The organism is Neisseria sp. P0008.S004, assembly GCF_051962755.1.
Classification (GTDB): Bacteria; Pseudomonadota; Gammaproteobacteria; order Burkholderiales; family Neisseriaceae; genus Neisseria; species Neisseria subflava_A.
Genome location: NZ_JBQCUZ010000006.1, coordinates 47,721 through 60,379, shown reverse-complemented (window position 1 = coordinate 60,379; position 12,659 = coordinate 47,721). Strand labels below are relative to the sequence as shown.

The 12,659-nt window shown below is 52.4% G+C and carries 10 protein-coding genes; 8 read left to right on the top strand and 2 right to left on the bottom strand.

The window, feature by feature from the left end:
* Nucleotides 1-91: 91 nt before the first annotated feature.
* The 3 genes from zupT to ACTHSW_RS07660 all read left to right on the top strand — a co-directional run bounded on the left by zupT (nt 92) and on the right by ACTHSW_RS07660 (nt 5,583).
* The gene (gene zupT / locus ACTHSW_RS07670; protein ID WP_002220178.1) at nt 92-901 is read left to right on the top strand and encodes a zinc transporter ZupT; all 810 of its coding nucleotides are present in this window, start codon (nt 92-94) and stop codon (nt 899-901) included.
* A gap of 96 nt (nt 902-997) precedes the next feature.
* On the top strand, nt 998-3,829 hold the full coding sequence (locus ACTHSW_RS07665; protein ID WP_070461262.1) for a valine--tRNA ligase: 2,832 nt from the start codon (nt 998-1,000) through the stop codon (nt 3,827-3,829).
* A 245-nt stretch (nt 3,830-4,074) separates the two neighbouring features.
* Entirely contained in the window at nt 4,075-5,583 is a 1,509-nt protein-coding gene (locus ACTHSW_RS07660) for an AIPR family protein (protein ID WP_225905462.1), read from the top strand.
* 191 nt (nt 5,584-5,774) lie between these two features.
* Here the strand turns inward: ACTHSW_RS07660 and ACTHSW_RS07655 are convergent, their stop codons facing one another.
* Nucleotides 5,775-6,716, bottom strand: a complete 942-nt coding sequence (locus tag ACTHSW_RS07655; RefSeq protein WP_440373824.1) for an ABC transporter ATP-binding protein — start codon at nt 6,714-6,716, stop codon at nt 5,775-5,777.
* Nucleotides 6,717-6,731: 15 nt separating this feature from the next.
* Entirely contained in the window at nt 6,732-7,622 is an 891-nt protein-coding gene (locus ACTHSW_RS07650; protein ID WP_440373823.1) for an NUDIX domain-containing protein, read from the bottom strand.
* A gap of 120 nt (nt 7,623-7,742) precedes the next feature.
* Here ACTHSW_RS07650 and ACTHSW_RS07645 point away from each other — a divergent pair, with 120 nt between their 5' ends.
* From ACTHSW_RS07645 to lpt3, 5 genes are all read left to right on the top strand, one after another.
* Nucleotides 7,743-8,327, top strand: coding sequence for a beta-class carbonic anhydrase (locus tag ACTHSW_RS07645; RefSeq protein ID WP_049322449.1), 585 nt, complete (start codon nt 7,743-7,745; stop codon nt 8,325-8,327).
* An 18-nt stretch (nt 8,328-8,345) separates the two neighbouring features.
* On the top strand, nt 8,346-8,951 hold the full coding sequence (gene nadD, locus ACTHSW_RS07640) for a nicotinate-nucleotide adenylyltransferase (RefSeq protein WP_070461257.1): 606 nt from the start codon (nt 8,346-8,348) through the stop codon (nt 8,949-8,951).
* Nucleotides 8,952-9,009: 58 nt separating this feature from the next.
* Nucleotides 9,010-9,396: a ribosome silencing factor gene (gene rsfS, locus ACTHSW_RS07635; protein ID WP_002246503.1), complete on the top strand. Its 387-nt coding sequence runs from the start codon at nt 9,010-9,012 to the stop codon at nt 9,394-9,396.
* A 108-nt stretch (nt 9,397-9,504) separates the two neighbouring features.
* On the top strand, nt 9,505-10,899 hold the full coding sequence (gene hrpA / locus ACTHSW_RS07630; protein ID WP_083290053.1) for an ATP-dependent RNA helicase HrpA: 1,395 nt from the start codon (nt 9,505-9,507) through the stop codon (nt 10,897-10,899).
* 138 nt (nt 10,900-11,037) lie between these two features.
* Nucleotides 11,038-12,615 carry a lipooligosaccharide phosphoethanolamine transferase gene (lpt3, locus tag ACTHSW_RS07625; RefSeq protein ID WP_141743136.1) on the top strand — a complete coding sequence of 526 codons (1,578 nt, stop codon included), beginning with the start codon at nt 11,038-11,040 and terminating at the stop codon, nt 12,613-12,615.
* Nucleotides 12,616-12,659: the final 44 nt, after the last annotated feature.

Here is a 12,659-nt window from a genome sequence, read left to right as displayed (position 1 = left end):
TACCTAATCAATAAAATAAATAATAACTATTATCATGCGCATTAAAAAGTGTTAGTCTGAACCTGTCCCAGCTTTTAGCGCAGGTCTTCTCATGCCCGATTTTTCGATGTCCAATTTGGCCGTTGCCTTTTCCATCACGTTGGCTGCCGGTTTGTTTACCGTATTAGGCAGCGGCTTGGTGATGTTTTCCAAAACGCCTAATCCGCGCGTGTTGTCGTTTGGTTTGGCATTTGCCGGCGGTGCGATGGTTTATGTTTCTCTGACGGAAATTTTCAGTAAGTCCAGCGAGGCGTTCGCTGAAATTTATGATAAAGACCACGCGTTTGCGGCGGCGACCATGGCATTTTTGGCCGGTATGGGCGGCATCGCACTGATTGACCGCCTGGTGCCGAACCCGCATGAAACCTTAGATGCGCAAGACCCGTCTTTTCAAGAAAGCAAACGCCGCCATATTGCGCGAGTCGGTATGATGGCGGCGTTTGCGATTACGGCGCACAATTTCCCCGAAGGCTTGGCGACGTTTTTTGCCACCTTGGAAAATCCGGCGGTCGGGATGCCTTTGGCCTTGGCGATTGCCATCCATAATATTCCGGAGGGCATTTCCATCGCCGCGCCGGTTTATTTTGCCACCCGCAGCCGTAAGAAAACGGTATGGGCGTGTCTGCTATCCGGCTTGGCCGAGCCTTTGGGGGCGGCTTTGGGCTATTTGGTTTTGCAGCCGTTTTTATCGCCTGCCGTGTTCGGTTCGGTGTTCGGCGTGATAGCTGGTGTGATGGTGTTTTTGGCGTTGGACGAGCTGCTGCCGGCCGCCAAACGCTATTCAGACGGCCATGAAACCGTTTACGGCCTGACAACGGGTATGGCGGTGATTGCCGTCAGCCTGGTATTGTTCCGTTTTTAAAACCCGTATGCCAAAGGCCGTCTGAAATGATTCAGACGGCCTTTTTGCGTTATAATCCGCACATCAAAAATAACCTTAATTTCACAAAGTTCCATCATGTTAGACAAATACAATCCAGCCGAAATCGAATCCAAACATTATCAAAACTGGGAAGAGCAGGGCTATTTCCAGCCTGATATGGATTTGACCAAACCGTCTTTCTCCATCCAACTGCCGCCGCCCAACGTAACCGGTACGCTGCACATGGGCCATGCCTTCAACCAAACCATCATGGACGGTCTAACCCGCTACTACCGCATGAAAGGCTGCAACACCGCCTGGATTCCGGGCACCGACCACGCGGGCATTGCCACGCAAATCGTGGTCGAGCGTCAACTTGCCGCGCAAAACGTGTCCCGTCATGACTTGGGCCGCGAGAAATTCTTGGAAAAAGTGTGGGAATGGAAAGAAGTTTCCGGCGGTACGATTACCCAACAAATGCGCCGCGTGGGCTGCTCTGCCGACTGGACGCGTGAGTATTTCACGATGGACGACGTGCGCGCCGAAACCGTAACCGAAGTGTTTGTGCGTCTGTATGAACAAGGCTTGATTTACCGCGGCAAACGCTTGGTGAACTGGGATCCGGTTTTGGGTACGGCAGTATCTGATTTGGAAGTGGAAAGCGTGGAAGAACAAGGCTCTATGTGGCACATCCGCTATCCGCTGGCGGACAATCCCGCCGAAGCCGTTATCGTGGCGACCACCCGCCCTGAAACGCTGTTGGGCGACGTGGCCGTTGCCGTCAATCCTGAAGACGAACGTTATACGCATTTGATCGGCAAGGAATTAATCCTGCCGCTGACCGGCCGCACCATCCCCGTGATTGCCGACGAATACGTCGAAAAAGACTTCGGTACCGGCTGCGTGAAAATCACGCCTGCGCACGACTTCAACGACTACGAAGTCGGCAAACGCCACGACACGCGCCTGATTAATGTGTTTGATTTGGAAGCCAAAGTGCTGGCAAACGCCGAAGTGTTTAACTTCAAAGGCGAAGCGCAACCAGGCTTTGCCCTGCCTGAAAAATACGCAGGCTTAGACCGCTTTGCCGCGCGCAAACAAATGGTTGCCGATTTGCAGGAACAAGGTTTCTTGGTCGAAATCAAACCGCACACGCTGATGACGCCGAAAGGCGACCGTACCGGTTCCGTGATTGAGCCGATGCTGACCAGCCAATGGTTTGTCGCTATGTCCGCCACGCCAAACGGCGGCGAGCCTGACAGCGAGTTCAAAGGTTTGAGCCTGGCCGACAAAGCCAAAAAAGCCGTTGATAGCGGCGCGGTACGTTTTATCCCTGAAAACTGGGTCAATACCTACAACCAATGGATGAACAACATCCAAGACTGGTGTATTTCGCGCCAACTGTGGTGGGGCCATCAAATCCCCGCGTGGTACGACGAAGCAGGCAATGTTTACGTTGCCCGCAATCAGGAAGAAGCCGAAAAACAAGCCGGCAAAACAGGCTTGACCCGCGAAGAAGACGTATTGGATACATGGTTCTCCTCCGCGCTCGTGCCGTTCTCCACGCTCGGCTGGCCGTCTGAAACCGACGAACTCAAAGCCTTCCTGCCGTCCAACGTCTTGGTAACAGGCTACGAAATCATCTTCTTCTGGGTGGCGCGTATGATTATGATGACCACACACTTCACCGGCAAAGTACCGTTTAAAGACGTGTACATCCACGGCATCGTGCGTGACCACGAAGGCAAAAAAATGTCCAAATCCGAAGGCAACGTCATCGACCCTGTGGATTTGATCGACGGCATCGACTTGGACAAGCTGCTAGTGAAACGCACGACCGGTCTGCGCAAACCCGAAACCGCGCCGAAAGTGGAAGAAGCCACGAAAAAACTCTTCCCCGAAGGTATCCCCAGCATGGGCGCGGACGCCTTGCGCTTCACCATGGCGAGCTACGCCAGCCTCGGTCGCAGCGTGAACTTCGACTTCAAGCGCGCCGAAGGCTACCGCAACTTCTGCAATAAATTGTGGAACGCCACCAACTTCGTGTTGATGAACACCGAAGACAAAGACTGCGGTCAAGACGAAATGCAGCCGTTGGCGTTTACCTTCGCCGACCAATGGATTATCGGCAAACTGCAACAAGCCGAAGCCGCCGTTGCCGAAGCCTTTGAAACCTACCGCTTTGACCTTGCCGCGCAAACGCTGTACGAATTTGTGTGGAACGAATATTGCGACTGGTACATCGAGCTGGCAAAAGTGCAAATCCAAACCGGCTGCCCGACAACCCAGCGCACCACACGCCGCACCCTCGTGCGCGTACTCGAAACCATCCTGCGCCTGCTGCACCCAATCATGCCGTTCATTACCGAAGAGCTGTGGCAGGTCGTTGCGCCTCTGGCGAATGCCAAAACCGCCGACAGCATCATGTTGGCCGCCTATCCGCAAGCCGATAAAGAGAAAATCGTTCAGACGGCCTTCGATAAAATGGCCGCATTGAAAGACTTGGTGGAAGAAGTGCGCAAACTACGCGGCGAAATGGGTATCGCGCCAAACGTCAAAGCGCCGCTCTTTGTCGAAGGCAACGCAGAACTCGAAGGCCTGCTCAAATACCTGCCGTCGCTGACCCGACTGACCGAAGCCAAGCTGGTGGACAGCTTGCCGGAAGCGGAAGACGCACCTGTCGCCGTCTGCAACGGCGCGCGCCTGATGCTGAAAGTCGAAATCGACAAAGCCGCCGAAACCGCCCGTTTGAGCAAAGAAGCCGAGAAGCTGCAAAAAGCCTTGGACAAACTCAACGCCAAACTCTCCAAACCCGGCTATGTGGACAAAGCCCCCGCACATCTGGTGGAGAAGGATAAGGCGGAATTGGCGGAGTTGATGGATAAGATGGGGAAAGTGGAAGGGCAATTGGCGAAGTTGAGAGGGTGATTGGAAGGCAGCCTGAAAACGGTGGAGTGGTTTTCAGGCCGAAACACAGCTTTCATATTTTAAAAATTCAAAAATGTACGGAGACTATCATGGATATCGCTGCTTCTATTTTAGACCAACAGCTTTTAGGTATTCCGCAGGAAACCAAAGATGAAGTATGCCAAATTTTGAACATCAACCCAAATGACACGGACAAACTCAAATCCGCCCTGTTTACTTTTATCTGTATCAAAGACATTTTGGATTTGGATGAAGAAACAGCCTTGGATTGTCTGGTTGACGGAGGCGGAGATTTTGGAACGGATGCTGTTTATATAGATGAAGAAAACGATGGGGAATTTTCCGTTGTCCTTATCCAGTCAAAATACGCCAAGAGTTTGGACGGAAATAAAAATTTCCCACAAACCGGCATAGAAAAATTAATCAAGGCCGTTCAATATCTGTTTAATCCGGCTGCCGATTTGGGCGGCATCAATATGCGCTTGAAAGCCAAAGTCGAAGATATCCGCTCACGTATTCGGGACGGGCAGATACCGCAGATTCGGGTTATCGCCTGCAACAACGGGCTGAAATGGAACCGGGAAGCGCAAACCGATATTGACCGCGAATTTCAATCTGTATCCCAAGTGTCATGGGAGTATGCCAACCATGAAACCCTGCTGGCTATCCGTAGCCGCACAAAACCTGTCGATGCCGTATTGCGGCTGAAAGGCAAAGCAGTAATTGAAGATATGAATTTCAGCCGCGTCTGTATCGGGCGGATTCCTGTTAAAGAAATTGCCCAATTAATGAGACAGCATGGCGAAAAACTACTGGAAAGGAATATCCGCCGTTATCTCGGTTTGACAGGAAACCGCGTTAATCAGGATATCCAAAGAACCCTGCAACACGAGCCGGATAATTTCTATTTTTACAATAACGGGCTGACTTTGATATGCAGAAGTTTTTCCTATAATGCCTTGCAGACATCCGATTACCAGGTCAATGTTACGGATTTGCAGATTGTAAACGGCGGTCAGACATCCATGACCCTGATGAACGCAATAGCAGATTTTTCCGATATTTCGGACAATGCCAGCGTGTTGGTGCGCATCTACGAGCTGCCAAAAGAGCAAAACGATTTGGTTATGAAAATCACCCATGCCACCAACAGCCAAAATCCTGTGGATTTGAAGGATTTGAGAGCCAACGATCCCCAGCAGCAGCGTTTGGAGATATCGATTGCAGAGTTGGGTTACACCTACCGACGCAAGCGTAGCCAGGAAGCAGGAAAAAACGATATTACATCAGGCACGGTTGCCGAAGCGGTACTTTCGGTTGTCAAAGAAAAACCCCAGCAGGCGAAATTTTTCACCAAGGAGCATTTTGGTAAATTGTATGGCGAAATTTTCGATAATTTGAACGGGGCGCAGGCGGTATTGTCCGTATTGATTTACCGTATGGCAGAGAACAGAAGAAAACGCCCGCAGGAAAATGATCCCGACTTTGTCCGTTATGCTTCCTGTTTTATTGCCATGCAGATTGGCAGGAAACTTCTTGCAGATTCAGGATTGGCATCATTTGATTTGGTTAATCATCAAAATTTCGTTTCTTTGCAGGCACGGCTGGATGAAAAGGGCGAAGCTTACCTTCAAGCAGCAATACAGGACATCCGGCAGGCACTTGCTGCACTTTACAACGATAGCTCAGAAATTTCTTTACAACAACTTGCCGCCACGTTTAGACGTGGAGATTTAATTAATTACTTGAAGTAACCGACTAACCAATGGGGAGGCCGTCTGAATCCGTCTTTCAGACGGCCTCCCCATTTTCAGGCTGCCCTTCCCAAGTCAGCCTGAAACCTTTCCCCCGCCCCAAACCCATCCGCCGTCATTCCCGCCTGCGCGGGAATGACGGTGTTTGTTGCTTTTCAGACGGCCTTTTTCTTTTTTTTAATCCATCACATTCAATCAAACCAAACAATCTGATTTTCATCCACGCTGATGCGGATTTCCTGTCCAGTTTGCGGTTTGTCTGCATTGTGATCGGCGTGGGGATACCAAATCAAATTGCCGTATTGCGGATGGGCGAGGGTGAGGCGTGTGCCTTCGGCGAGGGGGACGGCTTCGCTGATGCGGACGGCTGTGCCGTTCGGGTCGAATCGGATGGCGTGTTGGGGGATGTAGCGTGTGTCGCTGGTGTTGGCCAAACCGAGCAGCAGGGCGGCTTGGGCGTTGATGGGGCGGCGGATAAGGGTTTCCGGCGTGCCGTGTTGGAGGATGCGGCCTTCGTGCATGATGGCGATGGTATCGGCCATGGTGCAGGCTTCCTCGGCGGAGTGGGTCACGAGGATGGCGGGGATGTTTTGACTGCGGATGCGTTCGGCGGTCAGGGTGCGCAGGTGGTGGCGCAGGTGGGTGTCGAGGCTGGAGAAGGCTTCGTCCAAGAGCAACAGCGACGGGCGCGTGATGAGGGCGCGTGCGAGGGCGAGGCGTTGCTGTTCGCCGCCGGAGAGGCTTTCGGGTTTGCGTTGCGCTTCGTGTTCCAAACCGATGTCGCGCAATGCCTGCATGGATTGTTCTTCGATTTCGGCTTTGGGCAGACGGCGCATTTTGAGGCCGAAGCCGACGTTGTCGAGGGCGGTTAAATGCGGCAAAAGGGCGTAGTCTTGAAACATCAGCGAGATATTGCGCTTTTCAGACGGCATGTCGGTGATGTTGTCGCCGTTGAGCCAGACTTCGCCGCTGTCCGGATGCACCAAGCCGACGATGGTTTTGAGCAGGGTGGATTTGCCGCAGCCGGAGCGGCCGAGTACGGCTAGGATTTTGCCTGCTTCGACGTTTAGGTTGATGTCTTGGGCAACGGTTTTGCTGCCGAAGCGTTTGTTGATGTTTTTGAGTTGCAACATGGTTTCAGACGGCCTTTAAAAATGGGGTCGGCAACGGATGCTGTCGAGCCATGCGGACAGCGGATGTTTGGGGTCGATTAAGCCGTATCGACGGCAGGCTTCGATCGTAACCAGTTGGGCATCGTGCATCATGTGTCCGCCCAACATGGCATCAAGCAGGGTGGGGATGTCCATCAGTTCAAAACCGGCGACTTCGCCGTCTTGGTTGGCAGGTTGGAAGCCTTCGGGCAGGACGATGTCGAAGATATACAGGATTTCGTTGTGGACACCGCGGTTAACGGGGCGCAAACTATATATTTGGGCAGTCGGTCGGATATGGGGGGTTAAGGAAGCGGGAATGCCTGCTTCTTCTTCACCTTCGCGACAGACAGCTTCAGACGGCCTCTCGCCGCTGCTGATGCCGCCTCCGGTCAGGTTGTCGAGTTTGTTTGGATCAACGGCTTTGTGCGGACTACGGCGGCCTATCCAAAAGCGCAAACCGTTTTCTGTTTCGACCAATCCGTTCAAATGCACAGCCTGACTCATCAGGCCGAACGGACGGAAGGCGGCGCGTTCTAGTGCGCATAAAGGCTTGCCCGACTGGTCGCAGATGTCAAACTTTTCACCGCGCCAACCTTTGAGCCAACCGCACTCGCGCCATTGTCGCGCCAGCGTTTGCAAACTGTCGCCCATCTGAGCCCAGCTGTCTGTTTCCAAATTCAGGCCGTCTGAAAGGGTCGACTGCCTGCCTGTCCAATCTTGCCCGAGGCGTTCGCGCCATAATGGGTTCAGACGGCCTAAAGGCAGACCGTTGAGATACAGAATGCACCAATCGTCGGATGCGCCATAGCTTGTTTGCGCCCAATCCCACAATGCGTCGTGGACATCGGGTGTGAATACCTGTTCAAAACGGAAAGACTGAGACATGGCGCATCCTCCAAAAGAACTAAAGATACGTCGATTTTAGCCGTTTACGGCGAATTTGCAAAACAACCGCACTACCCGAAAAACGCTATAATAGAGTAAACCATCCGAAACGAGCACATCATGAGCGAATTGAGCGAAATCCTCGCCTATAACCAACATTTCGTCGAAACGGGCGAATACGAAAAATATTTCACCAACAAATACCCCGGCCGCGAGCTGGCCATCCTTTCCTGCATGGACGCACGCATTATCGAGCTGCTACCCAATGCGTTGGGCTTGAAAAACGGTGATGCCAAGCTCATCAAAAACGCCGGCGCGCTGGTGACCCATCCTTGGGGTTCGGTGATGCGCAGTTTGTTGGTGGCCGTATTTGAACTTAAAGTCAAAGAAATCATGGTCATTGCCCACCACGACTGCGGTATGCGCGGACTACACGCCGAAGAGTTTCTCCAACGCGTACACGACAGCAATATCCCCGACGACCGCATCGAAACCCTGCGCAATGCCGGTATCGATTTGGACGGCTGGCTTACCGGTTTTGACAACGTCGAAGACAGCGTGCGCCATACCGTCGAGCTGATTCGCAAACATCCGCTGATGCCCGACAACATCGCCATCCACGGCCTGGTCATCCACCCGACCACAGGCAAGCTCAACCTGATTGTTGACGGCAGCCTGCCTGCTTCAGACGGCCAAAACATCTAACGCAGACACCACCACGAAATGAAAAACATCGGATTATTCGGCGGCACGTTTGACCCCATCCACAACGGCCACCTCCACATCGCCCGCGCCTTTGCCGACGAAATCGGTTTGGACCTTGTCGTCTTCCTGCCGGCAGGCGACCCGTACCACAAAGACAGCACGCGCACGCCGGCACAAGAGCGCCTCAATATGGTCGAACTCGCCATCGCCGACGAGCCAAAATTCGCCGCCAGCGACTGCGACATTGTCCGTGACGGCGCGACCTATACGTTTGACACTGTCCAAATCTTCCGCCAGCAGTTTCCCGGCGCGCAACTGTGGTGGCTGATGGGCAGCGACAGCCTGATGCAGCTGCACACATGGAAAAAATGGCAAACCCTCGTGCGCCAGACCCATATCGCCATCGCCATGCGCCAAGGCGACAACCTCAACAAAACCCCGCGCGAATTGCACGCATGGCTCGGTGAAGCCCTGCAAAACGGCAGCGTCCGCATCCTCAACGCGCCGCTGCACAACACCAGCTCCACCCAAATCCGTGCCGATCTCGTCAAAATGCACCATTCAGACGGCCTGCCGCAACCTGTCGCCCAGTACATCCGCCAACACAAACTCTATGAAAAATAGCGTTTATTCAGGCAGATAAGCTATAATGCCGTCTGAAAACATTTCAACTAGGAAAATAATGAACGAACAAGAATTGCAAGACCTGCAAAAAATGGTCGAAGTGGCCGTAAACGCCCTCGAAGACATTAAAGCCAAAGACATCTCTGTTTTGGAAACCCAAGACAAAACCTCCCTGTTCGCCCGCATGATTATTGCCAGCGGCGACAGCACACGCCAAGTCAAAGCACTGGCGAACAACGTTGCCGTCGATTTGAAAGAAGCCGGTTTTGAAATCCTCAGCACCGAAGGCGACAGTGGCGAATGGACGCTCGTCGACGCAGGCGACCTCGTTGTCCACGTCATGCTCCCTGCCGTGCGCGACTTCTACGACATCGACACCTTGTGGGGTGGAGAAAAACCGAGTTTCCACGCCGGTATGCAAAAACCTTGGCACGCCGCCGACTAAAACGGTTTATCCATACAAAGGCCGTCTGAAACTTGAAAGCAAGCAAGTTTCAGACGGCCTTTTGCTATAATTTCATTCTTTTCACAATATTCAATTTATTGCACCATCATGCCGAAACCCGATTTCGCCCAAACCCTCTCCAAAGACCGCCATTTTCTGCGATCTGCCTTTAAAAACCCCAATAAATACGGCGGCTTAGCCAAGGTTGAGGAAAAATACAAAAAATCGCACGACCTCTATCTGCAACGCCTGTCCAAACTGCCCAAGCCCGAATTCGACAACACGCTGCCCGTTCACGAAAAACTCGACGAAATCAAAAAAGCCATTGCCGAGAATCAGGTAACAATTATTTGCGGCGAAACCGGTTCGGGCAAAACCACACAGTTGCCCAAGATTTGTTTGGAACTCGGGCGCGGGGCGGCAGGGTTGATCGGGCATACCCAGCCGCGCCGTTTGGCCGCGCGCTCCGTGGCAGAGCGGATTGCCGAAGAGTTGAAATCAGAAATCGGCAGCGCGGTCGGCTATAAAGTGCGCTTTACCGACCACACCTCGCGCGATGCCTGCGTCAAGCTGATGACCGACGGCATCCTGTTGGCAGAAACCCAGACCGACCGTTATCTCGCCGCCTACGACACGATTATCATCGACGAAGCGCACGAGCGCAGCCTGAATATCGACTTCCTCTTGGGCTACCTGAAACAGCTTCTGCCGCGCCGCCCCGATTTAAAAGTCATCATCACCTCGGCAACCATAGACGCAGAACGCTTCTCCCAACACTTCAACGGCGCGCCTGTACTGGAAGTAAGCGGACGTACCTATCCCGTCGAAATCCTCTACCGACCGCTGACCAGCAAAGACGAAGACGATGCAGAAGTCGAGCTGACCGACGCGATTGTCGATGCAGCCGACGAATTGGCGCGCTACGGCGAGGGCGATATCTTGGTGTTCCTGCCGGGCGAGCGCGAAATCCGCGAAGCCGCCGAAGCCCTGCGCAAATCCACGCTGCGCCGCAACGACGAAATCCTGCCCCTGTTCGCACGCCTGTCACACGCCGAGCAGCACAAAATCTTCCACCCTTCAGGCGCGAAACGCCGCATCGTGTTAGCAACCAACGTCGCCGAAACTTCGCTCACCGTACCGGGAATCAAATACGTCATCGACACCGGCCTTGCACGCGTCAAACGCTATTCCGCACGGGCGAAAGTGGAACAGCTTCATGTAGAGAAAATCTCCCAAGCCGCCGCCCGCCAACGCTCCGGCCGCTGCGGCCGCGTCTCCGCAGGCGTATGTATCCGACTGTTTTCAGAAGAAGATTTCAACAGCCGCCCCGAATTCACCGACCCAGAAATCGTCCGCAGCAACCTCGCCGCCGTCATCCTGCGCATGGCATCGCTGAACCTGGGCGACGTAGCAGCATTCCCATTTTTAGAAATGCCCGATTCGAGGTATATCAATGACGGTTTTCAGGTATTGCTGGAATTGGGGGCGGTGGAGGCCGTCTGAAAATAAAAACTTTCTTCATAAAAAGGCAGGCCATGTTTCATTTTCAGACGGCCTAAATCATTGAGAAACTAAAAACTATTGAAAAGGGAATATTGGGTTTTAAAACCCAATCGGTAAATTTTTTATTGTGAAATATTAATGATGAAAAAATCTTTCCTCACACTTGTTCTGTATTCATCTTTACTGACTGCCAGCGAAATTGCCTATCGTTTTGTATTCGGAATTGAAACCTTACCGGCTGCGAAAATTGCGGAAACGTTTGCGCTGACATTTGTGATTGCTGCGCTTTATCTGTTTGCGCGTTATAAGGCGACGCGTTTGTTGATTGCGGTGTTTTTTGCGTTCAGCATCATTGCCAACAATGTGCATTATGCGGTTTATCAAAGCTGGATGACGGGCATTAATTATTGGCTGATGCTGAAAGAGGTTACCGAAGTCGGCAGCGCGGGGGCGTCGATGTTGGATAAGTTGTGGCTGCCTGCGTTGTGGGGCGTGTTGGAAGTCGTGCTGTTTTGCAGCCTTGCCAAGTTCCGCCGTAAGACGCACTTTGCCGCCGATATTTTGTTTATTGCAGCGATGTTGCTGATTTTTGGACGTTCATTCAGTACGACGCAGGAACACGGTATTTCGCCCAAGCCGACATATAGCCGTATCAAAGCCAATTATTTCAGCTTCGGCTATTTTGTCGGACGCGTGTTGCCGTATCAGTTGTTTGATTTAAGCAAGATTCCTGTGTTCAAACAGTCTGCGCCAAGCAAAATTGGGCAGGGCAATGTTCAAAATATCATCCTGATTATGGGCGAAAGCGAAAGCGCGACGCATTTGAAACTGTTTGGCTACGGGCGCGAGACTTCGCCGTTTTTGACCCAGCTGTCACAAGCCGACTTTAAGCCGATTGTGAAACAAAGCTATTCCGCCGCTTTGATGACGGCTGTGTCCCTGCCCAGCTTTTTCAATGCGATACCGCATGCCAACGGCTATGAGCAAATCAGCAGCGGCGATACCAATATGTTCCGCCTCGCTAAAGAGCAGGGCTATGAAACGTATTTTTATAGCGCGCAGGCGGAAAACGAGATGGCAATTTTGAACTTAATCGGTAAGAAATGGATAGACCATCTGATTCAGCCGACGCAGCTTGGCTACGGCAACGGCGACAATATGCCCGATGAGAAACTGCTGCCGCTGTTTGACAAAATCAATTTGCAGCAGGGCAAGCATTTTATTGTGTTGCACCAACGCGGTTCGCACGTCCCATACGGCGCATTGTTGCAGCCGCAAGATAAAGTATTCGGCGAAGCCAATATTGTGGATAAGTACGACAACACCATCCACAAAACCGACCAAATGATTCAAACCGTATTCGAGCAGCTGCAAAAGCAGCCTGACGGCAACTGGCTGTTTGCCTATACCTCCGATCATGGCCAGTATGTGCGCAAAGATACCTACAATCAAGGCACGGTGCAGCCCGACAGCTATCTCGTGCCGCTGGTGTTGTACAGCCCGGATAAGGCCGTGCAACAGGCTGCCAACCAGGCTTTTGCGCCTTGCGAGATTGCCTTCCATCAGCAGCTTTCAACGTTTCTGATTCATACGCTGGGCTACGATATGCCGGTTTCAGGTTGTCGCGAAGGCTCGGTAACGGGCAATCTGATTACGGGCGATGCAGGCAGCTTGAACATTCGCGATGGCAAGGCGGAATATGTTTATCCGCAATAAGCGGCGTGAAAACCAATAAAGACAAATTTAGATGATGTCGGGGA

Excerpts from the sequence above, each read along its gene's own strand:
- rsfS (WP_002246503.1), top strand. The coding sequence starts at position 9,010 with ATGAACGAACAAGAATTGCAAGACCTGCAAAAAATGGTCGAAGTGGCC.
- ACTHSW_RS07655 (WP_440373824.1), bottom strand. The coding sequence starts at position 6,716 with ATGTTGCAACTCAAAAACATCAACAAACGCTTCGGCAGCAAAACCGTT.
- ACTHSW_RS07645 (WP_049322449.1), top strand. The coding sequence starts at position 7,743 with ATGAGCGAATTGAGCGAAATCCTCGCCTATAACCAACATTTCGTCGAA.
- ACTHSW_RS07650 (WP_440373823.1), bottom strand. The coding sequence starts at position 7,622 with ATGTCTCAGTCTTTCCGTTTTGAACAGGTATTCACACCCGATGTCCAC.
- lpt3 (WP_141743136.1), top strand. The coding sequence starts at position 11,038 with ATGATGAAAAAATCTTTCCTCACACTTGTTCTGTATTCATCTTTACTG.
- hrpA (WP_083290053.1), top strand. The coding sequence starts at position 9,505 with ATGCCGAAACCCGATTTCGCCCAAACCCTCTCCAAAGACCGCCATTTT.
- nadD (WP_070461257.1), top strand. The coding sequence starts at position 8,346 with ATGAAAAACATCGGATTATTCGGCGGCACGTTTGACCCCATCCACAAC.
- zupT (WP_002220178.1), top strand. The coding sequence starts at position 92 with ATGCCCGATTTTTCGATGTCCAATTTGGCCGTTGCCTTTTCCATCACG.
- ACTHSW_RS07665 (WP_070461262.1), top strand. The coding sequence starts at position 998 with ATGTTAGACAAATACAATCCAGCCGAAATCGAATCCAAACATTATCAA.